Annotated in this window: 22 protein-coding genes; 15 read left to right on the top strand and 7 right to left on the bottom strand. The window is 33.7% G+C overall.

Translation table 11 applies throughout. From position 1 onward, the window contains the following. From ES674_RS08175 to ES674_RS08220, 10 genes are all read left to right on the top strand, one after another. On the top strand, nucleotides 1–696 hold the full coding sequence (locus ES674_RS08175; RefSeq protein ID WP_148403446.1) for a MopE-related protein: 696 nt from the start codon (nucleotides 1–3) through the stop codon (nucleotides 694–696). 109 nt (nucleotides 697–805) lie between these two features. Beyond that, nucleotides 806–1,252, top strand: a complete 447-nt coding sequence (locus ES674_RS08180; RefSeq protein ID WP_148403447.1) for a hypothetical protein — start codon at nucleotides 806–808, stop codon at nucleotides 1,250–1,252. A gap of 245 nt (nucleotides 1,253–1,497) precedes the next feature. Beyond that, the gene (locus ES674_RS08185; protein ID WP_170233977.1) at nucleotides 1,498–2,547 is read left to right on the top strand and encodes an LVIVD repeat-containing protein; all 1,050 of its coding nucleotides are present in this window, start codon (nucleotides 1,498–1,500) and stop codon (nucleotides 2,545–2,547) included. A gap of 33 nt (nucleotides 2,548–2,580) precedes the next feature. After that, nucleotides 2,581–3,021 (top strand): hypothetical protein, encoded by a 441-nt coding sequence (locus tag ES674_RS08190; RefSeq protein ID WP_148403449.1) that lies wholly within the window; start codon nucleotides 2,581–2,583, stop codon nucleotides 3,019–3,021. Between the two features lie 8 nt (nucleotides 3,022–3,029). Beyond that, nucleotides 3,030–3,719, top strand: a complete 690-nt coding sequence (locus ES674_RS08195; RefSeq protein WP_148403450.1) for a hypothetical protein — start codon at nucleotides 3,030–3,032, stop codon at nucleotides 3,717–3,719. Nucleotides 3,720–3,732: 13 nt separating this feature from the next. After that, a complete protein-coding gene (locus ES674_RS08200) occupies nucleotides 3,733–5,175 on the top strand; it encodes a hypothetical protein (RefSeq protein WP_148403451.1) in 1,443 nt (480 codons plus the stop codon). Between the two features lies 1 nt (nucleotide 5,176). Beyond that, the gene (locus tag ES674_RS08205; RefSeq protein WP_148403452.1) at nucleotides 5,177–5,623 is read left to right on the top strand and encodes a hypothetical protein; all 447 of its coding nucleotides are present in this window, start codon (nucleotides 5,177–5,179) and stop codon (nucleotides 5,621–5,623) included. Nucleotides 5,624–5,633: 10 nt separating this feature from the next. Further along, nucleotides 5,634–5,951, top strand: coding sequence for a hypothetical protein (locus ES674_RS08210; protein WP_148403453.1), 318 nt, complete (start codon nucleotides 5,634–5,636; stop codon nucleotides 5,949–5,951). A gap of 185 nt (nucleotides 5,952–6,136) precedes the next feature. Then, the gene (locus ES674_RS08215) at nucleotides 6,137–8,995 is read left to right on the top strand and encodes a sensor histidine kinase (protein ID WP_148403454.1); all 2,859 of its coding nucleotides are present in this window, start codon (nucleotides 6,137–6,139) and stop codon (nucleotides 8,993–8,995) included. Beyond that, on the top strand, nucleotides 8,992–9,744 hold the full coding sequence (locus ES674_RS08220) for a LytR/AlgR family response regulator transcription factor (RefSeq protein ID WP_148403455.1): 753 nt from the start codon (nucleotides 8,992–8,994) through the stop codon (nucleotides 9,742–9,744). Before ES674_RS08215 ends, ES674_RS08220 begins: the two co-directional genes overlap by 4 nt. Here the strand turns inward: ES674_RS08220 and ES674_RS08225 are convergent. Beyond that, nucleotides 9,715–11,283, bottom strand: coding sequence for an FMN-binding glutamate synthase family protein (locus ES674_RS08225; protein ID WP_148403456.1), 1,569 nt, complete (start codon nucleotides 11,281–11,283; stop codon nucleotides 9,715–9,717). The two genes, ES674_RS08220 and ES674_RS08225, sit on opposite strands and share 30 nt — an antisense overlap. 149 nt (nucleotides 11,284–11,432) lie before the next feature. Here ES674_RS08225 and ES674_RS08230 point away from each other — a divergent pair, with 149 nt between their 5' ends. Both ES674_RS08230 and ES674_RS08235 read left to right on the top strand, forming a co-directional pair. Next, entirely contained in the window at nucleotides 11,433–12,905 is a 1,473-nt protein-coding gene (locus tag ES674_RS08230) for a hypothetical protein (protein WP_246125991.1), read from the top strand. Nucleotides 12,906–13,004: 99 nt separating this feature from the next. Beyond that, nucleotides 13,005–15,338: an ATP-dependent helicase gene (locus ES674_RS08235; RefSeq protein WP_148403458.1), complete on the top strand. Its 2,334-nt coding sequence runs from the start codon at nucleotides 13,005–13,007 to the stop codon at nucleotides 15,336–15,338. A 4-nt stretch (nucleotides 15,339–15,342) separates the two neighbouring features. On the opposite strand, the gene ES674_RS08240 is transcribed toward ES674_RS08235, so the two are convergent. Further along, entirely contained in the window at nucleotides 15,343–16,218 is an 876-nt protein-coding gene (locus ES674_RS08240; protein ID WP_317132046.1) for an alpha/beta hydrolase, read from the bottom strand. 42 nt (nucleotides 16,219–16,260) lie between these two features. Here ES674_RS08240 and ES674_RS08245 point away from each other — a divergent pair, with 42 nt between their 5' ends. Next, a complete protein-coding gene (locus ES674_RS08245) occupies nucleotides 16,261–16,881 on the top strand; it encodes an L-threonylcarbamoyladenylate synthase (protein WP_148403460.1) in 621 nt (206 codons plus the stop codon). A 475-nt stretch (nucleotides 16,882–17,356) separates the two neighbouring features. Here ES674_RS08245 and ES674_RS08250 read toward each other — a convergent pair whose 3' ends face one another. The 3 genes from ES674_RS08250 to ES674_RS08260 all read right to left on the bottom strand — a co-directional run bounded on the left by ES674_RS08250 (nucleotide 17,357) and on the right by ES674_RS08260 (nucleotide 19,808). Then, nucleotides 17,357–18,193 (bottom strand): OmpA/MotB family protein, encoded by an 837-nt coding sequence (locus ES674_RS08250; RefSeq protein WP_148403461.1) that lies wholly within the window; start codon nucleotides 18,191–18,193, stop codon nucleotides 17,357–17,359. 191 nt (nucleotides 18,194–18,384) lie between these two features. Next, nucleotides 18,385–19,365: a glycosyltransferase family 2 protein gene (locus ES674_RS08255; RefSeq protein WP_148403462.1), complete on the bottom strand. Its 981-nt coding sequence runs from the start codon at nucleotides 19,363–19,365 to the stop codon at nucleotides 18,385–18,387. Beyond that, complete coding sequence (locus ES674_RS08260) at nucleotides 19,362–19,808, bottom strand: type I restriction enzyme HsdR N-terminal domain-containing protein (RefSeq protein ID WP_148403463.1); 447 nt, start codon at nucleotides 19,806–19,808, stop codon at nucleotides 19,362–19,364. Before ES674_RS08260 ends, ES674_RS08255 begins: the two co-directional genes overlap by 4 nt. Nucleotides 19,809–19,912: 104 nt before the next feature. Between ES674_RS08260 and holA the strand changes: the two genes are divergently transcribed. Beyond that, nucleotides 19,913–20,917 carry a DNA polymerase III subunit delta gene (gene holA, locus ES674_RS08265; protein WP_148403464.1) on the top strand — a complete coding sequence of 335 codons (1,005 nt, stop codon included), beginning with the start codon at nucleotides 19,913–19,915 and terminating at the stop codon, nucleotides 20,915–20,917. A gap of 143 nt (nucleotides 20,918–21,060) precedes the next feature. Continuing rightward, complete coding sequence (locus ES674_RS08270) at nucleotides 21,061–21,621, top strand: type 1 glutamine amidotransferase domain-containing protein (protein WP_148403465.1); 561 nt, start codon at nucleotides 21,061–21,063, stop codon at nucleotides 21,619–21,621. A 53-nt stretch (nucleotides 21,622–21,674) separates the two neighbouring features. On the opposite strand, the gene ES674_RS08275 is transcribed toward ES674_RS08270, so the two are convergent. Both ES674_RS08275 and ES674_RS08280 read right to left on the bottom strand, forming a co-directional pair. Then, nucleotides 21,675–22,151, bottom strand: a complete 477-nt coding sequence (locus tag ES674_RS08275; RefSeq protein WP_148403466.1) for a hypothetical protein — start codon at nucleotides 22,149–22,151, stop codon at nucleotides 21,675–21,677. Nucleotides 22,152–22,399: 248 nt separating this feature from the next. Continuing rightward, the gene (locus ES674_RS08280; RefSeq protein WP_148403467.1) at nucleotides 22,400–24,811 is read right to left on the bottom strand and encodes an alpha-ketoacid dehydrogenase subunit alpha/beta; all 2,412 of its coding nucleotides are present in this window, start codon (nucleotides 24,809–24,811) and stop codon (nucleotides 22,400–22,402) included. Nucleotides 24,812–24,945 lie beyond the last annotated feature (134 nt).

Below are 24,945 nucleotides of genomic sequence, written 5' to 3' on the forward strand. Positions count from 1 at the left end.
ATGAAAAAACGATTTTTAAAAACAATTTTACCAATTATGTTATTGATAACTGCTGTATTTTTAATAGGTTCAGGATGTGGTAATCCTGATCCTATTTACGATCAATATAATTTTTGGCCAGATATAGATCAAGATGGCTTTGGTGATGCTAGCGTAAATGGAACCTTTTATTCTATAGCTGGTGCACCAGCTAACTACGTAAGGGATTATTCAGATTGTGATGATACTAATATAGCTGTCAATCCGGATGCTATAGAAGTTCCAGATAACGAAATTGACGAAAACTGTAATGGTTTATTCGGCATAACGTTCTATAAAGATTCAGATAATGATGGCTTTGGAGACCCAAATTCGGGTTCTGAGTATGAATTGAATTTTGGAGATCCTGCTCCAGACGGAATGGTTTATAATGATGCGGATTGTGATGATACGAATGATATGATAAATCCGTTAGCCGATGAAGTTGTTGGGAATGGTATAGATGATAATTGTGATGGAGATATAGACATTGTAGAATATTACAAAGACGCAGATGGCGATGGTTATGGAGCAGGTAGTGCGCTGCCACCACCAGCAACGGGTGTTAATAATAACCTAGACTGTGATGATAATAATCCAAACGTTCATCCCTATGCTATGGAAGTAGAAAATGGTATTGATGATGATTGTGATGGTATAATAGATGAAATTATTTAAAAAAACAGTCTAAAAAACAAGATTCAAAGGTAACAATTTTGAAGGTATTGTATATAAGGTTGACTAATTGGTCCAGCTTGAAATACTAACTTATTAAAAAGAAATGATTATGAAAATAATAATGAAAACTCTAATTATATCAGTCTTTTCGTTAGTGCTTTTTAATTGCGATAATGATGACGGCGACCCAATTACATCACCTAATGAAAACGTTTGTGGCTATCAAGGGCTTACAGCTCTAATAAATACTACGCATACATTAATTCCTGAAGCAGAATTACAAACCGATTATTTCCCCAATAATTATGGACCTAATCAACCAGCAGTGGAGGTCTTTTACACTATTAACCCAGGAACTTTTATAGTAACTAGAGCTCTTACTTTAGGCGCTATGGATTCTAGTCCACAAATCAGAATAAATGGAACGGATTATCCTGGTGTAATTACTTGTCAAAGAGCAGGAAGTGCAGTAGGGGATGAGTTAAGGTTTGATATACTTCTAACTAATGGATACGAGGCTGAATTATGTGTAATCATTGATGATGTAAATCCTTAAAATGGAATTCAACCGCTTAAATGAAATTCAAATGTTTGAAATCTGTAACGGACTTTTTGGGATTACGCTGTATATAGATTCAGATAACTATGGTCTTGGAGATTAAAGATCCGATTCTGTTATGAAGAAATATAGAAAATGATCTTATCATAAATAAAAAACCAATTCATAGGTAACAATTTTGAAGGTATTGTATATAAGTATGACAATCATGTCTAAACTATAAATAACTTAAATCAATGATTATGAAAACATCCAAGAAAATTCAAACCTCAATATTTCTCACTTTAATGTTTTCATTGTTATTTGGATGCAGTGATAATAGCTCTTCAGATCCTTCGGGAAGTACGACAACGCCTCAATATGCCTATATAACAGATGGAAATGATTTAAAAATAATTGATGTGGCTGTACCAACCGCTCCAACATTTGTTAGTACCATAGCGATTAATACATCTTATTTTGTAAGTGTATCTCCTGGTGTTGCTTATGTTGCGCAATATGATGCTACCGCTCCATACTTGAGCTTGGTGGATATAAGTAATGCTGCTTCACCATCAATCTCAATAGCGATTCCTAAAGACAATTCACTTGCCTTTAGTTTGTTAAGTGATATGTACACGGTAAATAATGTGGGCTATCTTACAGATGTTTATCGCGGGTTGCACGTAGTAGATTTAGCTAATTTCAATTTTAGTTCTCAAGTTAATTTGGGCGGGGACGCTATGAGTTTAACAAAAGTACAAAACGAACTATTTGTTATAGATCAGGCCATGGGGTTACATACATATAACGTTACAACTCCAGAAACTCCGGTAGCCACAGGAATATTTAATAATACAGAAATTGATGTGTCTTCTTATGGTGATGCACCTTATGGACAATACCATAGTTGGGTTGAAAACGATGGTACATCTATTTTTGTAGCTAATACTATTGATAAAAAAATTAAACAATTTGATGCAGCAACACTAACACTAATGAATGAAGTGTCAATAGAAGGCTATCCAACGGCTTTTGCTATTTACAATGGTAACGCTTATGTAACTATGAAAGCTAGTGCAAATGCACCTTTGCAAACTAGTTATGATGGTATTAGAATGTACGATTTAGCAACTTTGTCCTTAGTTGATATGAAACCATTAAACCTTGCCAGCGGCATAGCATTACATAATGATTACGCCTATGTTACAGATGCAGATGGACTGCATATTTACAATATAAATGGAAACAATTTTGTTTTAGAATCTACCTTAACTGCAGGTTTCGGAAATTTTATAGCTCTTGGGCAATAATTAATAATAACAATAATTTTAAAAAAAAATATTATGAAAACAACAATGAAAACCCTAATTCTACTAGTTTTTACACTAGCTCTTTTTAACTGTGATAATGATGACGGCGATCCAATTACATCACCTAATGAAGATGTTTGTAACTTCCAAGGTTTAACTTTTTTAGATACAGGTGATAACACCCAAACTTTAATTCCTGACTCGGAACTAACAACTGATTTTTTCTATACATCATCAAATGGCCCCGAAGTTGAAATTTATGATACAGCTAACCCTGGAGATTTCTGGTTTGTAACAGAAGTAGTTGAAGCAAATGCGTCTGGAGTTGGACGTTTAAACATTGGAGGTACCATTCACAATGTAAACGTTACTTGTCAACGCACAGGAAGTGCTGTTAATGAAGAAATGCGCTTTGACGTAACTGCTAACGGTCTTGAAGCTGAATTTTGTGTTAGAATTAATGAATACCATTAAATAAACTCATGAAAAATATAAAAACACTTTTAATACTATTGGCAGTAACAGCATTTAGTTGTGATAGTAATGATGATGCTGTTACGCCTGATCCTGTAGATCCAACAATTACTCAGGATGGATTTACATATCATCAAGACAATACGAGCCCTACTTTTTATGAAACCTCCAATGCTTACATCGAAATTGATATCGATGACAATGATGCCTATCCAAGTGTTCCAGATTATTACACATTCTTTTTTTTAAACGGAAGAATGTATGACAACGATACAAACATAAATGGTACCACCGATGAGGTTTTACTATCGGTAAATACAACACAATTTGTTGCCCTTAGTATTGAGGTTTCCGTTAACTCTAGTTTAAATACTGGGCTTCCGCCATCGGCGGGAAATACATATATAGCTTCTGCTAACGATTCTAATGTAGTTATAGACTTACAAGTAGATTCATCTATACCACAAACATTTCTAAATGTAGGCAGTTCTAATATAGAATTTGGAGAAGGGAATGAGCAAAATAGTACGGTATTTCAACCAGCTTCAATGGGCCATTCTGTTACTATAAACGCTATGAATTTAGATACCGTAAACCCTACAAACAGTACGATAAATGTCGATTACACGTTTGTAAACGCTGCAGGTGAATTAATTTCAGGACATTATCAAGGTACTTTAGGCGTAATTGAAGATTAATAATATATATAATATGAAAAATATACAGATAGTTTTATTTATACTTTTTGCAACCTTTTATGGTTGCAGTGATCAGAATGGTGAAGGACACTACAAAGACCACCCTTGTGAGGTTGGAGATCAAGGGGTGCATATAAATGAAAGCGATGTAATAAATGAAGCGAATTTACTTTTTGATGATTCGAGGATGGTTATTCAATACGTAACAGGACATCCAGATGGCGATTATTTACATATGTACAGTATGGGTGTTAGTCCCGTAATGGACTTATATACCTTTGCTATAAATGCAGGAGACACTTCTACTTTAGACCAGAATTTTAATGTTACTGCGGGAAGCTATTTGGCAATAGATGGAACGCCTTACCCTCAAAACAATAATGTAGTATTAAATACCATTATTGGCGGGTCGCAAGTTGGGGACGCAGTGAAAATGGATTTTGAAGGAGATTATGACCCATGGGATGATGGTGCCTTTCGGGTGGTTGGTGATTTATGTGTAACCATTGATGAGGTTGTTAGTTATAATGAGTTCGTTTATATCACAGATGGTACAAACCTTAAAGTTGTAGATGTTACAAATCCTTTATCTCCTTCTTTAGCGACAAACGTAAGTTTACCTTCAAGTCATTATGTTAAAGTTATCAACAAGAGTGTTGCTATAGTAGGACAAACAGATGCTACAGAACCTTATTTAAACACCATAAATATAACTAATCCTGAAAGTAGTTATGTAGCGGCTACAACATCAAAAAGTACCTCCAATACTATTTTAACAGATGCTATTAAGTTGGATAATAAAGTGGTGTTAACAGACCAACATTCTAGAAATAAATTGTTTGTAACGGCTTCTAATGAGATGGAAGAAATTGGAGACGCTCATGGTGGTTTTTGTGTTACAAACATGAATAACGATTATTTAGTTTTATTAGACGGTTTAGGCGCGTCCGCTTATAAGATTGGTTATAATTTTAATCTTACATTTCCTTTCTTACCAAGCAACGTTTATGTTCTTTGGACAACTTTAGTAGGAAATAGGTTTGATAGAATTGAAAATGATGGGCAGTATGCTTATTTAGCTAACGTGGAAGGTCAAAAACTTGTAAAGTTAGAAGTCAATGCTTCAGCTATTAATCAATTAAGCGTGTTAAATATTGGCGGGCATCCATCTGCTTTAGAAATCTATAATAATTATGCATTTATAACGATGTCTCCAACCTTAACAGCGCCATATAATGCCGGTTTTGATGGTATTAAAATGATTGATTTAAGCACCATGCAGGTTATTGATAGTGTTGTGCTAACGAACGCAAGTGGTATAGTTGTCAAAGGAATTTACGCCTATGTAACCGATGGAAACGGTTTGCACATTTATGATATTAGTGCAGGAAATTTGGATTTAATATCAACATTCAACCAAGGATATGGTAATTATATATCCCTTTTAAACTATTAAGATGAAAAACATATACTTTTTAATTATTTTACTTTGCACAGTTACATCATGCAACAACGATGATGATGTTAACAACGATGCAACTAATGAAGCGCAATGTAACTATCAAGGTTTTTCATATCTCGATAATGCAAATAACGATCAAACGGTAATTCCGGAAAGCGAACTGAATACGCAGTATTTTCCAAATGCAAGCAACGGGCCGTATGGTGAACCAGGAATAGAAATTGCATCATACACAAGTTCGCCATCCTTGTTTTTTACAACGAACGTTATAGAATTAAATGAAACGGGAACAGGAAGACTTACATTGGACGGAGGAGACGAAATTATAGTAAATGTCATATGTCAACGCGCAGGAACAGCTTTTGGAGATGAGGTAAGATTAGATGTTACTTATGGCGGTGTGGAAGTGGAGTTTTGCGTAATTATAGACGAGGTTTTATAAATAATTTAGTATGAAAATCAAATTAAAGTATTTAGTTTTTTCCGTTACATTACTACTTTTCAATTGTAAAAATGACAGCAATAATCAAGTACAAGAAAGTAGCATGGAAATGGCTCCAAATAAGCAATTAAGTGAAGCTGAAAAAACTGAAATCGTCACTTATTATCTTATTAACAAAAGACAATTAGAAGAAAAGGATTTTCATAAAATTATTTTTTTAAATGATATTTCAGATTCTGTAAAAGTCATTCATTATGAAGGAAAAGACGCTTTTTTTAGCTTCAAATTTTCTGAAGCATTAAGCTTTTATTACTCTAATAGAAAATAGAACCTTAAATTAAAATCACCGGAATTTTAACCGTACTAAAGTCTAAAATAAATAGAGTTTCAAAATCATTACTTTTGTAAAAATCAATTCCAATATATCTATTGAAACATAAAAAACGTCCTATCTTAATAGTATCCAAATTAATAGGGTGTTTTTTTTCTGTTTTAAATATTTTCCCCAAAAATTTGGGACAAATAACAGAAAAGAAATATCTCTCGTATGCATTTCTTTTTATAAGTACTATTTCTTTCTCGCAGCAATACACAAATTATACCACAAAAGATGGGTTGCCCAGTAACCATGTGTATAAAGTAGCTCAAGATTTTAAAGGTTTTTTATGGTTTGCTACAGATAAAGGCTTGGTAAAATATAATGGCAATACCATGAAAACTTTTACCACAAGAGATGGTTTGGCAACCAATGATGTTTGGGACATGTATCCAACGCCAGATGGTAAATTGTGGTATCTCTCCAAAGCTTCTAAGTTAGGATACATTGAAAATGATAGTGTTTATGCTTTTGAGAGTGAGCAGAAAGGTGAGATTTTTAATCCCATTTTTACAAGTCAAATTGGAAACGAAATTTTTTTAACTAGCTCTTCAAAATTTCATATATTAAAAGATAAAAAGTGGAAAACCCTTGAAAATTATCCAATAAAAGGTTCTGTTCCGCACAGTTATATTAAACATCAATCTGTATCAAATTTTATAACAACGGCGAAATATGATTCCATAACAGTTCTAGACATCAATAATAAGGCCGTTAAAACCTTCGACTTTATAGATAGATTAGATAAAATTCATAAAAGAGGCCAAATTACAGATAGCCTATTTTTTTGGGTAGATGCAAAAAAATATGCAATTTTTAATTTAAACACCTTACAATTATATAAACGTGATTTTAGTAATGAAATAGGATTAGATGATGCTAATCATGCACGGATTAATTTAGTTAATAACGATTTACAAATTTCCGGAAAAGGATTTATTGGTTTATTGGACTCAAATTTCCATATGTCCAAAACATTTTACATTCCTGAACATTTGGATGCGCATTTTGGTTTTATGGATAGCTCTGGTGGTATTTGGTTAACCACTTTTACAGATGGCATATACTATTTACCTATAGAAAAACAAAATATTACCTATTGCTTAGCTTCCGAGAAAATCACCAGCATAAGTCATGTTAATAATAAAATTATTGCAAATGTTTTTAATAAAGGATTCTATAAGTATAACGATTCTACCAGCACATTTTCACCATTTATAAAGGAAGATGAATATGTTTACGGTTCAAGCTACATTGAAGCATTACAAACAGAATATTACCTGTCTGAATCAAATATTACAGCTTTAAAAAATAATAAAGCGGAGCATTTCAGTTTTTTAGAACAAAAGTTTTCTGTCAATGATAAAGCGCGTCAATTGGTGTTCTATAATAATGCTTTGTACGGTGCATATTCTATTGGTATTAATAGAATAAACCCCTCTAGTTTTGAAGTTGAAGCGGTTTATCAGCAAAGTGCCATTAATCAATTATTCATTTTTAATAATCAATTTCTTGGCGCTACAGCCAATGGATTAATGCATTTTAAAGACGATAAATTTAATGCATTTGATTTTAATAATCAACAGTTTAATAAACCTGTTTTAAGTATCACAAAACTTTCCAATTCTGAAATTTTAATAAATACAGATGGTTTTGGTACGTATATTTCAGATTTAAAAACTATTAAGTTGTTGCCAGATTCCGATTTTCTAATTGTGAATAATGCTTTTATTGAAGGTAATAATATTTGGTTGGCAACAGAGTCCGGTATTATAAAATATAAAAAGCGCAAGGAAAAATACAAGTTACAATTGTATATTACTGTTAATAATGGGTTGCCATCTAATCATGTAACAGATGTTATTATTAAGGGGAATAAGCTTATAGCAAGCACTGACAATGGTATTGCTGTTTTGCCTAAAAACCAGAAAGCATCAACGCAATTATTAGATATTTATATAGAGGAAGCTTTTTACAATGGCCTTGATATTTTTGCTAGTAATTCGGAATTTGAATATGAAAGCAGCAATAATGTACATATAAAAATTTCTAATATTAACTTTTCTGAAAATCAGAAAGATATATCTTATAGTTATAAATTAGAACCCATTCATAAAGAATGGAGCCAGACAACTACTAACAATCTTAATTTCAACAATCTTCAACCAGATAAATACACCTTGTTTATAGATGCTAGTGGTATAAATAAACAATTACGTTTTACTATAAAGCCTTTGCTGTGGCAGAAGCTATGGTTTCAAATTTCGGTATTATTATTAGGTATTTTAATTGTGGTACTCATTTCTCGATATATTGTAAAACGTTCACAATTTCAGAAGAATCAGAAAATATTTGAAGATAAACGCTTGTCGGAATTGCAATTAAAAGCCTTACGATCTCAAATGAATCCGCATTTTGTGTTTAATTCCTTATCGGCCATTCAATATTATATCGGTGAAAATAATTTTGAAGCTTCCGAAATGTATTTAGTGAAATTTTCTAAACTCATTCGTCAATTTTTTGAGCTTTCAAAAGAAAACGAAATATCCTTGGCAAAGGAAGTCGGCTTACTTCAAAACTATCTAGAAATTGAGAAACTACGCTTTAAAGAAAAACTAAATTTTGAAATTAATGTAGATTCCAATTTGGATTCCAAAAACACCAAAATTCCAACCATGTTATTGCAACCCATTGTTGAAAACGCGGTGAATCATGGTATTTTTAATAAAATGGAAAATGGTTTGGTAACTATAAACTTCACCTATTTTGACGCGCAAACTTTTATGGTAGAAATAATTGATGATGGCGTTGGCTTTGTAAATACCAAAAAGCGCATGACTGGAAAAGTAAAATCTTCTAATGTTTTAAAGGATAGATTGCATTTTTTAAATCATTCTAAAAAATGGGAAATCGGGTATAAGCGCGAAGAATTACATGCAGACAAGGAAGATAAAGGGAATAAATCGGTATTTTTAATTAAGCATAATATAAAATGAAAAACATAACCGCCATTTTGGTAGATGATGAGGTTTCAAACTTAAAAAGTTTACAGAAAAAGATTGAAAGTTTATTTCCGGAAATTCAAATTTTGGGAGCCTACCAGAAACCTGAAGATGCTATAGAGGCTATAGAAAAACAGGATATTAGCTTGTTGTTTCTAGATATTCAAATGCCACGAATTAATGGGTTTGAATTACTTTCAAAATTAAAGGACGTTAATTTTCAAGTGATTTTTGTAACGGCTCATAGCGAATATGCCTTGGATGCTTTTAAAAAATCAGCCATTGACTATGTTTTAAAACCTATAGATAACGACGATTTAGTAGCTGCTGTAAATAAAGCTTTAGCTATAATAAAACTTCAGAAAGAAAGTTCAAGCAATTTAAAGTTGGTGAGTCTTTTAGAGGAGAATATTTCCAAAAACAATAAAATAATAATCCCAACACAAAAAGGAATTTCATTTATACCACAAGATGAGGTTTATCATTTAGAAGGTTATGATGGGTACACCAAAATTCACATTACAACGGGTGAAACTATAATAAGTTCCTACAATTTAGGGAAATTTGAAAAGTTATTGAGTTCTAAATTTTTTAAATGCCATAAGTCGCATATTATAAATTTAGAAAAAGTAAGACATTTTGAAAACGAAGGCTATGTTGTTTTGGATAATGAATACCGCGTACCTATATCCAAAACAAACAAAACGGCCTTTCTAAACCTGTTTACCTTTAAAACCTCCTAAATACTGACAATCTTTTAAAGATTGCATCCCTGTAAATGGAACAATAGCTTTGTTATACATATAGGTTCTATCCAATTCTTTATTTAAATTAGAATCGTCCACATTTACGCAAACATCGCTCATTTTAAATTGACAAGGATGTTCATATCCAGCCGCATGAGTAATTTCGATAAATTCTTTTCTAAACGTTTTAAAATATTGTGCTAATCGCACGGATTTCAACGTCGGGTCAATACCACTTTGCAACCATTTACTTTGGGTAGCTACACCACTTGGACAACGGTTGGTATGGCAAATTTGAGCTTGAATACAGCCAATACTCATCATGGCTTCACGAGCTACGTTAAGACAGTCGGCGCCCATAGCAAATGCCATAGCCGCTTTGGCTGGGAAACCTAATTTTCCACTTCCAATAAAAACAATACGATCTGTTAGGTTTCTGTTTTTAAATACCTTGTACAAATCACTAAAGCCATAAACCCATGGCAGAGAAACGTGATCTGCAAAACTTGGAGGTGCAGCACCAGTTCCACCTTCGCCACCATCAACCGTGATAAAGTCGGGACCTTTTCCAGATTTCACCATTAAATCGGCAAGTTCTTCCCATTGTTCTAATTTTCCAATGGCCGCTTTAATACCTACAGGTAATCCTGTTTGTTCTGCTATTTGTTCAATCAGCTCTAGCATTTCTGGAACATTAGAAAAAGCGGAATGATTAGGCGGCGATAATACGTCTTGTCCTAACGGTACGTGTCTAATATCTGATATTTCTTGCGTAATTTTAGCTGCTGGAAGGACGCCACCTTTTCCTGGTTTAGCACCTTGAGAAAGCTTAATTTCAATGGCACGAACAAACGGGTTTTTTTCAACAAGATCAATAAGTTTTTCCATAGAAAAATTACCGTCATCACCTCGAATACCGAAGTAACCTGTTCCAAAATGGAAAATCACATCACCACCATGAGAATGGTAAGGAGATAAACCACCTTCACCGGTATTATGATAAGCGTCAGACATTTTAACCCCTTTATTCATAGATTCCACAGCTCTAGCTGATAAGGATCCAAAACTCATGGCACTCACATTAATTACAGAAGCGGGTCTAAATGGTTTCCTTCTATTATTATAAAGGCCCATAACCTTGGCGCAAGGTAAAAAGTTAGGATTTGCAGTATTAGGATGATTGTCTGGAAGTTTAAAAGGCATCATAGCATTATTAATAAAAATATGCTGATGTGCGTATATATCACGATCGGTACCAAAACCTTCGTAGTTATTTTCATGTTTTGCAGATGCATAAATCCAGCCACGTTCTATGCGGTTAAAAGGTAATTCTTCACGGTTATTAGCAACTAAATACTGGCGCAATTCTGGGCCAATTTTTTCTAACATATATCTAAAATGACCTACAATTGGGAAATTATGACTAATTGTATGACGTCTTTGGAAAAATACATCACGAATAGCAACTAGAACAAGTATAATAAGTATCCACATCCACCATGAGATTTCACCTAGAAAATCGAGGAAAGCATTCATATCAATTAATTTTTAAGCAAAGATATTTAAAATATATTTGGAATTTTGGATATCTTTATTAAATGGGAAAATCTTTAAAATTTTGGTTAAAAATTTCTGGCGGTATTATTGTTGGAGTTATTTTGTTGTTATTTGTTTTACAGTGGTTTATGAAAAACAAAATTGAGAACTACTTAAAAAATGATCTTCCAGATACCATACAGTTGACATATTCCGATTTAAATTTGAATATTTTTTCGGGAAGTTTGTCGCTAAATCAGGTTGAAGTTTCGCGGATTGGTGAAACAACAAATGACATATTAGCCACTGCAAAATTGGAACAATTACAGGTTTCAGACGTGAGTTATTGGAGCTATTTGGTTAATAATACTATTCATGTTTCTAATATTCAATTAGAGCGTCCTAATATTATTTATAATCACAATGCTAAAATTCAAAAATCAAACTATAAATCGTCTTCCAATAAGCCATATGATAAAACGGTAAAGGTTGATGGTTTCTTTATAAACAGTGCCAATATTCAAATTAGGAATGTTGAAACGGATTCGTTAATGTTGCGAGTAGAAAACACGAAATTTTCTTTAAAAGATATTCGTTTTGATGAAAAAACAAGCGCACAAAAAATCCCCATAGCTTATGCCGATATAAATCTGGTCTTCGAAAGCTTGTTTTTTAGAATGGGCGATTATGAGGATTTAACTTTAGGCCATTCTGAAATCAAGAATCAACATGTTAGTTTGCAAGAATTAACGTTGAAAACAAAATATACCAAACAAAAATTATCTCAAATCCTTCCTGTAGAGCGAGATCATTATAATGTTGTTGTAAAATCAATTGACATAAATGATTTTAAATATGGTTTCCGTCAGGATTCTATCTTCCAGTTTAAAAGTCCTAAAATTACGTTTACCGAACCGAACGCTGAAATATACCGTGATAAGTTGGTAGCGGATGATGAAAGTATTAAGCCGCTATACAGTAAAATGTTACGCGATTTAAAGTTTGACTTATCCATAGACGAAATTAAAATTGCCGATGCCAATATTAGCTATTCGGAAAAGGTTAAAGTCGATCGTCAAGCCGGTACGGTTAATTTTAATGAATTTCAGGCCACCATAAAAAATGTTAGTAATACTTATGTGGTGCCTACAAAAACGACTTTAGATATTAACACCCAGTTTATGGATCATGCACCTTTGAAAGCTTATTGGGAATTTGATGTAAATGATGATACCGATTTATTTTTATTTAAAGCAGAAATAGATTTGCTACAAGCATCTTATTTGAATAAATTTCTGGTTCCTAATTTAAATGTGCGATTGGAAGGTCAACTTGAAAAAACCTATTTGACAATAGGCGGGACTGATGATTTATCGCGAATTGATTTTAAAGTTAGTTATCAAGCTTTTGATGTTATTATTTTAAAAGAGAATGGGAAAGAAGATAATAAATTCCTGTCCGGTATTGCTAATATTTTTGTTTCAAAAGATAGTAAGAAAAACGATTCCCAGTTTATAGAAGTTTCAAAGGAAGGGGTTGAAAGAAGTAAAAATCAATCCGTTTTCAATTATATCTGGATTAATACGCGAGCCGGTTTGCTAAAAGCTATGACTTTTGAATAAGGTTCCTCAATCAACATAAAATTGTTTATAATTATTCGTAATTCTGACTGCCTAAGCGGCTAACAATGGCTAATTTTACACTTTAAAAATTTTTGAAGTTTGGAGAAATATTTAAGCCAGTTAAATGAAGCGCAACTAGCGCCAACGTTGCAGAAAGATGGACCGATGATTGTTATTGCAGGCGCTGGTTCTGGAAAAACACGCGTGCTAACCTATCGTATTGCCTATTTAATGAGTCAAGGTGTGGATGCCTTTAATATTTTGTCCTTAACATTTACCAACAAAGCAGCGCGCGAAATGAAAGAGCGTATAGCTACCATTGTTGGTGCCAGCGAGGCTAAAAATTTATGGATGGGAACCTTTCACTCGGTTTTCGCTAAAATTTTACGAATTGAGGCAGATAGATTAGGCTATCCAAGCAACTTCACAATTTATGACACCCAGGATTCGGATCGTTTAATTGGTGCCATTATCAAAGAAATGAATCTGGATAAGGAAATTTATAAAACTAAACAGATTCGCTCGCGAATTTCATCTTACAAAAACAACTTAGTTACGGTGAAAGCCTATCTTCAAAATCCAGAATTAATGGAAGCTGATAAAATGGCTAGACGTCCACGATTAGGCGATATTTATAAAAACTATGTAGAGCGTTGTTTCAAAGCAGGCGTTATGGATTTTGATGATTTGTTATTGAAAACCAATGAGCTTTTAACGCGTTTCCCTGAAGTACTGGCTAAATATCAAGACAAATTTCGCTATATTTTGGTGGATGAGTACCAAGATACAAACCATTCCCAGTATTTAATTGTTAGAGCCTTGTCTGATAGATTTCAAAATATCTGTGTGGTTGGTGATGATGCGCAAAGTATTTATGCGTTCCGTGGTGCTAATATTAACAATATTCTCAACTTTCAGAAAGATTATGATGATGTGAAGCTTTTCCGATTAGAACAAAATTACCGTTCTACCAAGAATATTGTAAATGCTGCCAATTCTATAATCGAAAAAAACCAAACGAAATTAGATAAGATTGTTTGGACGGCTAATGATGAAGGTGCTAAAATTAAAGTCAATCGTTCCTTAACGGATGGTGATGAAGGGCGTTTTGTAGCGAGTTCTATTTCTGAAAACAAAATGCAAAATCAATTAATGAATAGTGATTTTGCGGTTTTATACAGAACCAATGCGCAATCGCGTTCCATTGAAGATGCCTTAAGAAAACGGGATATTCCATATCGTATTTATGGTGGATTGTCATTTTATCAGCGTAAAGAAATTAAGGATGTTTTATCTTATTTACGACTCATAATCAATCCTGCAGATGAAGAAGCTTTAAAACGCGTTATAAATTATCCACCGCGTGGTATTGGCCAGACGACTATGGATAGATTGGTTATAGCGGCTAACGGCTATGGAAAAACTATTTTTGAAGTCCTTCAAAATATTGATAAAGTAGATATTAATATCAATTCTGGTGGCCGAAATAAATTAAGTGACTTTACCACACTTATTGAAAGTTTCCAAGTCATGAACCAAACAGCCAATGCATTTGAGTTGGCTGATCATGTGGCTAAAGCAAGTGGCTTAATTCGCGAATTGAATAAAGATAGCACGCCAGAAGGTGTTGCGCGATTGGAAAACATTGAAGAACTTTTAAACGGGATTAAAGATTTCGTTGAAGGTCAACGAGAAATTGTTGATGCTACAGCGTCTTTAGCTGAATTTTTAGAAGATGTAGCTTTAGCCACCGATTTAGATGCTGATAAAGGCGATGCCGATCACGTGGCTTTAATGACGATTCATTTGGCGAAAGGTTTGGAGTTTCCGTATGTTTATATTGTTGGTTTGGAAGAAGATTTATTTCCGTCTGCCATGAGTATGGGAACCCGAAGCGAGTTGGAGGAGGAGCGACGTTTATTTTATGTAGCATTGACGCGTGCTGAAAAACAAGCCTATTTAACCTATGCATTATCCAGATACCGTTGGGGAAAACTGATAGATTCAGATCCTAGTCGTTTTATTGAAGAAATAGACGAACAGTATTTAGATATTATTACACCTCTTGAGGAACGTCGATTTAACCCGATGTTGGATGCCGATATTTTTGGTGATCCTGAACCCAATAAAGTTCGATTTAAAAAACCAGTTCAGCCAACCTTTAAAAAGAAAGGCGCACCTGTTTCACAAGTTGAGAAAAAAGAAATCCCAGGCTCTCGAAATTTAAAACCTGTAAGTAAAGCAAGTTCAAGCACTAATTTATTTGATGCCAAACTGGCTGTTGGAAATATGGTCGAGCATTTACGTTTCGGAAAAGGCGAAGTCTTGCAAATTGAAGGCGCCGGTGCCGATGTAAAAGCTGAAATTAAGTTCAATAACGGTGGTGTTAAAAAACTATTACTACGTTTTGCGAAACTAGAAATTATAGGCTAAAGCTTTAATTAAAGTGTGTTTGAATAAAAGCTTTTAACTTTACGGTTGTATCCACTAAATCAGGTCCAATCCAACCATGACCGCCGTTTGGGTATAAGGTGAATTCATTTGTAACACCTAAATTGTCCAGTTTATTATGTAAATCGGTTCCTTGAGACACAGGAACCAAAGGATCCACACCGCCATAAAATAAAAGTGTTGGAGGCGCAGAAGCTGTCACGCGGTTAAGCGGGCTCACTTCTTCTAGATAAGCAACGGAAGCATCCATAACAAACAAAGCAATAAGCCCTTGAATTTCTGGAATATCACTTTCAAGATAAAAGGGATCGGCCAAATTGGTGGGTCCTACAATGCTACAAACCATACTGACATCGCTACTAATATCGAAAGCATAACTCCATAGCAGCGCTAAATGCCCACCAGCACTCGTGCCAATAAAACCGAAATCATTATCTATGACGTAATAATTTTGGTCAGATTTTAATTTATTAATAACTGTTGTAATATCATTTAGCTGCATGGGATACGGTCCATTTTCAGCATCTGCTAAACGGTAATTCATATTTACAATTCCCATATTTGGAAACTCATTAAGTAAGGCATCTTTAACTTCATTCATTTCTGCTTTATCGCCTGCAGACCATCCGCCACCATGGATTAAAATCATCACATTCGTATCCATATTTCTATTGGCAGGCAAGTAAATATCGTATTTTTGATCGCCGTCAGGACCATAAGAAACATTGAGTTCTTGGTAGTAAGTAGTTGCGTCTAATCCGGGTTGAGATAATGCATCATCATCAGACTGACATGAGAAAATTAATAAAAAAGCGAAGCTGTAAAAGAAGAGCGATTGAATAGTTTTCATAATAAGTAGAATTAAGTATCTTGCTTAAGTTAACGATTTTTTTTGAAGAATAGTATGGCAGAGTTTATAAGAATATATGAAGAGAACCCTAATCCTAAAGAGATTAAGCGGGTTGTTGAGGTTTTGAAAAGGGGCGGTTTAATTATTTATCCAACGGATACGGTTTATGGTTTGGGCTGTGATATTACCAATGTAAAAGCTTTGGAAAAGATTGCCAGAATTAAGGGTGTAAAATTAGAAAAATCTAATTTCTCCTTTATTTGCCATGACTTAAGTAATTTAAGTGATTATGTGAAGCAAATAGATACGGCAAAATTCAAAATTTTGAAGCGCGCTTTACCAGGGCCTTATACGTTTATTTTGCCTGGAGCAAAATCCTTACCTTCAGTTTTTAAAAAGAAAAAAACGGTTGGTATTCGTGTGCCTAGTAATAATATTGCATTAGAGATTGTCAAGCAATTAGGAAATCCTATTATTTCAACCTCTATTCGTGATGATGATTCGGTTTTAGAATATACCACAGACCCTGAATTAATCCTTGAGAAATGGGATAACCTTGTCGATTTGGTTATAGACGCAGGATATGGCGATAACGTCGCATCTACGGTTATCGATTTATCTGAAGAAATTCCTGTAGTTATTCGTGAAGGGAAAGGTAGTTTAGAAATTTTCTAAAAAATCCATACCATTTTCTTTTATGTAAAATTTTAAGCTGAATGTAGCTTCCTGGCATATAAACTTTTTCCATGAGCCGTGAACGCTCGGGACTCCGATTGAAAATATTTTTCAGATTTAATAATGTTAATCAACCAATCTAAATGGTTTTTAGATCGTCTTTCAAATTGGTAATGTAGTGACTTGTTCATAATGAAAAAAGGTTTTAAATAGTTAATTTAGTTTTACATTAATCTGTTTCAATAGGCTTGGGGAAACCTTATTTACTTTTTATTTGAAGTTAATTACCTATTAAAAAGTAGCTATGATTAATGTATAGGTAAATTACTGCTTATATAGGGTTGACATTAACACGATTGCTATCAATTATTGATTCATTTAATAAAAAGTTAAAATTCTCTTTACTATTTCATAAAAGGACATAAAAAAAGCCCAATCGAAAGATTGGGCTTTATACTTATAGACTAATTAGATATTAGTTACCAGCTTCTAGTAATTTCATTTCTTTGTCAATCATGTCATAAAATTCATCAATTTTAGGTAAAACTATGATTCTAGTACGTCTGTTTTTAGCTCTGTTATCAGCAGTATCATTATCAACTAAAGGTTGGAATTCTCCACGACCAGCAGCAATAAGTTGTTTAGGTGCTACACCTAAATCTTCAAGTACACGAACTACAGAAGTTGCACGTTTAACACTTAAATCCCAGTTGTCAATTAATGGTGGCTTGTTATAAGGAACTGGATCAGTGTGTGCTTCAACCATACATTCAAATGTTGGCTTGCTCTTAACTACTGTCGCAACTTTTCCTAAAATTTCTTTAGCTCTAGATGTTACACTGTAGCTACCACTTTGGAATAATACTTTATCTGCAATAGAAATAAATACAACACCTTTTTCAACATTTACTTGAATGTCTGGATCGTTCATACCAACTTCTTTTTTCAAACTTGTTACAAGCGCTAGCATAACACTATCTTTTTTGCTAACTGCATCTTGTAATCTAGAAATTCTTAAATCTTTTTCTTTTAAGCTTTCTAATGTTTTCTCAACGTTACTTGCACCTTTAGATGTAAGCATAGTTAAAGACTCATTACTTGTAATAAGGTTGTCGTTAGATTTCTTTAAATCTGAAATACGGTCCTCTAAACCTTGTGCTCTAGATAAGCATGAGTTTAATTTTACCGTTGCAGTATTTAATAAATCTTGTGTTTCTTGTTGTTTAGCTTCTAGAGCTGCATATTCCTTTTTAGAAACGCATGAGCCCAAAATAAACATAGCAGAAATACTCAATAAAATTAGTTTTTTCATAATACTTAATGTGATTTTAGATGTTAATTGTTAACATACCAAAACTATGTAAAAGATTAGTTCCTTTTGTATGGATTAACAGAAATTTTAACAAATTTATAATTAATTAATAATCAGCAATTTAAAATATTATTTTCAATTATTTTAACTTATTAGAGAAAGAAATGTGCTTTATTCCGAAGGCCTATTTTTTAAAAGCGGTAGTTGCCCCGAACATAGTAATCCCAAACAATAGATTTAGTTTTGAAATACTGGGGTTTCTGTGGTAATGCCCCTCGTTTTTTTAATAATTTAGGCAGGTTTTTGTAGAAGCTAAAATGGGCTTTAAAAACGGCCAAAATATGTGAAAATTTCAACTCAAATATAAACTTTAAACTGGCAATGCCATCCAAAACTAATCTAATAAAAATTAAAATAAATAAATTTCCAGATGCGTTTTTGGTTAAAGTGAATAAACTATTTCGAAAATTTAAATAGGTTTTTTTAGGATTCGTGTTTTTTAAAGTGGCACCGCCAACATGATAAATGGTAGATGTTCCTATATAAATGGTTTTATAATTCATATTAAAAGCGCGCCAACATAAATCAATTTCTTCCATATGCGCAAAAAACGATTCATCAAAACCATTTAAGGTTTCAAAAACGGATTTCCGAATTAAGAAACAAGCGCCAGACGCCCAGAATATGGAAGTTTTTCCTTGATATTGTAAATCGTCTTTTTCAACAGAATCAAAAACGCGACCGCGACAAAATGGATAGCCATATTTATCTATAAATCCACCAGCAGCTCCTCCATATTCAAAATAATCCTTATTTTTATAGTCTAGAATTTTAGGTTGAATGATTGCCGTTTCAGCATGGTTTTCAAACTCTAAAATAATAGGTTCTAACCAGTTTTCAGTAACTTCTACATCACTATTCAATAAGCAGTAAATATCTTCTTTAACGTGTTTTAAAGCATCATTATAGCCTTTGGCATAACCGCCGTTTTCCGAGTTTTTAATAATTCTAATAGCCGGGTAATTGTGTTTAATAAACGTAATTGAATCATCCGTTGATGCGTTATCAGCCACGTAAATAGTCGCTTCTTCAGAAAAAGCAACAATAGAAGGTAAAAACTGTTCCAACAATTTTTTTCCATTCCAGTTTAATATAACAATGGCTATTTTCATAAGGTATAATCAGGGATGTCTTTTAAAAAATTATAACGTTCCGCTTCAAAATCCATCTGACAATAATAATGATTTAAACCATTTGTAACCATTAAATACGTGGCCTTTAAGGTTAGATTATATTGGGCGATTTGGTCGAATGTTTTCTGATCAATAGAAACACTCGGCGCTTTACATTCAACAATAATATGAATGCTGCCATCCGGATTATAAACGACAATATCATAACGTTTGATTAAATCGTTAATACGTAGTTGCTTTTCCACATTTATAAGGGACCTTGGATAATTTTTATCCACCATTAAAACCTGAAGGCAATTTTGGCGCACCCATTCTTCGGGTTGTAAAATCACAAATTTTTTCCGAATAGGATCGAATATAGATACTTTATTTTCGCTATTTTTGAAACGGAACGAAAACTTCGGAAAATTGAGTGCTTGCATAGAAATCACTATCGGTTTTGCCAAAGTTAACGTACAATAATCAAAAACCAAATGCCTTAAGCTTTTTTTAGGATTAGGTATTTTAATTTCGAAAGTCAACCATTTTGGACGAAGTCAAACAACTTGTTAACGATATAAAGAATCGGAAATTTAAACCCATTTATTTTTTAATGGGTGAAGAACCTTATTATATTGATAAAATTTCAGATTTTATTCAAGAAAATGTGCTCACGGAAGAGGAACGTGGTTTTAACCAAATGGTGCTTTATGGCCGTGATGTGACTATTGATGACATTGTCAGTCATGCCAAGCGTTTTCCTATGATGGCCGAATATCAAGTCATTATTGTTAAAGAAGCTCAAGATTTATCCCGGACTATTGAGAATTTAATCCATTATGCTAAAAATCCGCAGCCTTCCACTATTCTGGTTTTCAATTATAAATATAAAACCATTGATAAACGTAAAACGCTTTATAAGGAATTAAACAAAAACGCCATTGTACATGATAGTAAAAAAATGTACGATAACCAGATTCCGACATGGATAAACCGAGTTTTGGCGAGCCAGAATTATAGCATAACCCCTAAAGGGGCACAGATGTTGACGGAATTTTTAGGGACGGATTTAAGTAAAATCAGTAATGAGCTCGATAAGCTTAAAATTGTGTTACCTGAAGGCACGCAAATTACGCCGGAACTGATTGAAGAAAACATTGGAATAAGTAAAGATTATAATAATTTTGAATTGCATAAAGCCATTGGATATCGTGATGTGCTAAAGGCTAACAAGATTATTAAATACTTTGGTGAAAACCCCAAGGATAATCCTATGGTTTTAACGGTTGGATTTTTATACACCTATTTTTCTCGAATCTTGCATTTGCATGGTTTGAATGACAAATCGGCCAGAAGTGTCGCCGCGGCTTTAAAAATTTCACCTTATTTTACGGAAGAATATATTGTAGCAGCTAGAAATTATCCCATGAAAAAAGTAAGTGCCATAATTGCAGATTTACGTCTTTTTGATGTGAAAGGAAAAGGTGTGGGAGCAAACTCGGTTCCGCAAAGCGATTTACTGAAGGAACTGCTTGTACGTATTATGTATTAACATATTACTGGTAAATTAACATCTCCATAGAATCCTTTAACACTTTATATTAAACTCTCGTTAAATGATGCTTTGTATTCGATTAACACTCTAAATTCTAGTATATTAAGGTAAACGAATTAATAATCTTAAAAAAACTTATAATGGAGAATTTAAATAAAAAACGAGTAGCCATTTTAGCTACGAATGGTTTTGAAGAAAGTGAATTAAGAGAACCAAAAAAGGCATTAGAAAAAGCAGGAGCACATGTGGATATTGTTTCACTAGGATCTGGAACTATTAAATCATGGGCAAACGGAAATTGGGGAGAAGCCTATAAAGTGGATAAAACTTTAGATGACGTTTCTCAAAAGGATTATCACGCCTTAATGTTACCTGGCGGGGTTATGAATCCAGATTTACTGCGCAAAAACACAAAAGCAGTCAGTTTTGTGAAATCATTTTTTGAAAATCATAAGCCAGTAGGCGCTATTTGCCATGCACCTTGGTTATTGGCAGAAGCCGGTGTTTTAAAAGGTAGAAAAGTGACATCCTATGGATCTATTAAAACCGATATTATTAACGCAGGAGCAAATTGGGTAGACGAAGAAGTGGTTGTCGACAATGGATTAGTAACAAGTCGTTCACCAGAAGATTTACCAGCCTTTAACGCTAAATTAGTAGAAGAGGTTTATGAAGGTAAACATCAAGAACAAATGGCGTAATTAGTACGCTTATTTGATCATAAAAAAACGCAAACTTTACAGTTTGCGTTTTTTTAAGCTTTCAATTCTTCTAAAACCAAGTTGTAATCGTATTGCAGATCCTCATGAAGTGATTTTACTATTTTTTCAATAGTCATTACCTGTCTATCATAGATGTTGGTTAAAGTGACATTGTTTTTTATAGATGGTCTCATATCTTTTAAACAATGGCAAAAATGGAGTAGGAGCTCTACTTCCGTTTCTTTCTTTAAGGAATAACGCGCGTATTTTTTCAGGAGTCGCAATATTTTTCGGACACTTTTTTTTATATAGAAATAGCTGTTGGTGTTGATAGTTGAAAATTGTAAATCTATTTCACTTTTAACTGATTCTATATAACCCGTTTCATCATGCGATTCAAACAATAAATAGGTAAGAAGTTCCTTATTTTCTTTTTTGAATTTAGACAAACGCAATACCAACTCCATAAGTTCTTTATCGGACTTGTGCTGCAATTCTTTTTTTATGGTAACTACGGAAACGGCTTTCATCTGTCATTCCCGTGAAAGTGGGAATCTTATTTAAGTTATTAAAATTATTTTTATTTCTAAAATAGGAAGTTTCTTAATCTTCAACTCTATTTAACTGTATAAATATACTAAAAGTAAAAAGACCTGATTGTTTGAATTAACAATTAGGTCTTTAAAATTTATAACTTCAAGAATGAAAGATTCAAGTCTTTTTTCTTGATTCTAGAAGTCCCGATACTTCTCGGGACGGTCTTGCTTCTTTATAAAACTTATCTCAATTTAGGGAAATCTGTTGGATTGGTTTCATGAATCACGTTGTAGACGGCTTCAAAAACATCTTCAACAGAAGGCTTGGAGAAATAATCTCCATCCGTTCCGTAAGCAGGTCTGTGCGCTTTAGCGGTTAAGGTTTCTGGTTTGCTATCTAAATGTTTATACCCATTTTGAATATTTAAAATTTCGTTTAAAATAAATGCCGAGGCACCTCCAGGAACATCCTCATCAATAACCATTAAACGATTGGTTTTAGAAACACTCTTTACAATATCGTGGTTTATATCAAATGGCAATAAAGACTGCACATCAATAATTTCAGCATTTATTCCTACTTCTTGTAATTCTTTAGCAGCTTGCTCAATCACACGTAACGTTGAGCCGTAAGACACTAACGTAATGTCACTACCTTCACGAATGGTTTCTACCACACCTAAAGGCGTTTTGAATTCACCAATATTAGTAGGCATCATTTCTTTTAAACGGTAGCCATTTAAACATTCTACAATTAATGCAGGCTCATCACTTTCTAAAAGTGTGTTGTAAAAACCAGCTGCTTTGGTCATGTTTCTTGGTACTAAAACATGAATTCCACGAATTAAATGCATAACGCCACCCATTTGTGAACCGGAATGCCAAATACCTTCCAATCTGTGACCACGGGTTCTTATAATTAGTGGTGCTTTTTGTCTGCCTTTAGTTCTGTACTGTAAGGTTGCTAAATCATCACTCATAATTTGCAGAGCGTACAGAATATAATCTAAATACTGAATTTCAGCAATGGGGCGTAAACCACGCATAGCCATTCCAATTCCTTGACCAAGGATGGTTGCTTCACGAATTCCAACATCTGAAACCCGTAATTCGCCATACTTTTCTTGCATGCCCTCCAAACCTTGGTTTACATCACCAATATGTCCAGCATCTTCACCAAAAATAAGGGCTTCCGGATATTTGCTAAAAATAGCATCAAAGTTATCACGAATCACTAAACGTGCATCCACTTCTTCGCTACTATCATCATAAGTTGGCTTAACTTCTTTAATTTTTAAAGCCGATTTATCTGAATGCGAATATAAATGCGAACTATAATGCGGTTGAACCACATCAATATAATCATTAATCCAAGTAGCTAATTTCGTTTTAGTTTCGGATGTTTCATTCACTAAATAACGTAACACTTTTCGTGCTGTAGATACTATATCTTTACGAATAGGCTCTGAAATACCGGCCAAATCGTTTTTAAGTTTTTCAATAAATACTTTATTGTCACTTGCTGCAGCAACTTCTTCCAATAAGGCAACAAGTTCATTTTGCTCTTGTTTTAAAGGCTGCGTAAACGCTGTCCAAGCTGCTTTTTTACCATCGCGAACTTGTTTCTTAATCGTTTTTTCTACTTCAGCTAAATCATCATCAGTTGCAATACCATTTGCAATAATCCATTCGCGCAGTTTCACATTACAATCGTATGCTGCTTCCCAAGCCAAGCGCTCTTCATTTTTATAACGTTCGTGAGAACCTGATGTAGAATGACCTTGAGGTTGTGTTAATTCCTGAACATGAATTAAAACAGGCACATGTTCTTCACGGGCTACTTTGGATGCTTTTTGGTAGGTTTCAATTAAAGCTGGATAATCCCAACCTATAACGCGCATGATTTCATAACCTTTTTGCTCATCATCACGTTGGAACCCTTTTAATATTTCCGAAATGTTTTCTTTAGTCGTTTGATGTCTAGCGTGAACCGAAATTCCGTAATCATCATCCCAAACACTCATTACCATTGGTACTTGTAAAACACCCGCAGCGTTGATAGTTTCAAAAAACAACCCTTCACTAGTACTGGCATTTCCAATAGTTCCCCAAGCAACTTCGTTACCTTCGTTAGAAAAATTAGTGGTGTCAATACCTTTTACATGTCTGTATATTTTTGATGCTTGCGCTAATCCTAATAAACGTGGCATTTGTCCGGCTGTAGGTGAAATATCAGCACTCGAGTTCTTTTGCTCTAAAAGGTTATTCCAATTCCCGTTTTCATCCAAACTATGTGTTGCGAAATGGCCGCCCATTTGGCGTCCTCCAGACATAGGTTCTTCTTTAATATCCGTGTTGGCATATAATCCAGCAAAAAACTGTTCAATATTTAAAGCGCCAATAGCCATCATAAACGTTTGATCGCGATAATATCCTGAACGAAAATCGCCATTTTTAAAAGCTTTAGCCATGGCCAATTGTGGTACTTCTTTACCATCGCCAAAAATTCCGAATTTTGCTTTCCCAGTCAGCACTTCACGACGACCTAACAAACTACACTCGCGTGAAGTTACGGCTAGGTTATAATCGGATAAAACTTCGGTTTTAAAATCTTCAAAAGAAAGGTCTTTATTTACTTCAGGATTTGCTTTCATAGGTAACTAGATATTTTTGCAAAGGTAATTATTATAAGTAAGATTCACAAAGCTGAAAACTGTTATAAATTTGAATAATTATAGGGTAAATGACGGTTTTACTACTGATTAAGTAAAATAATAGCTGATTTTCC

Source organism: Bizionia myxarmorum, assembly GCF_008086205.1.
GTDB classification, from domain to species: Bacteria; Bacteroidota; Bacteroidia; order Flavobacteriales; family Flavobacteriaceae; genus Algorimicrobium; species Algorimicrobium myxarmorum.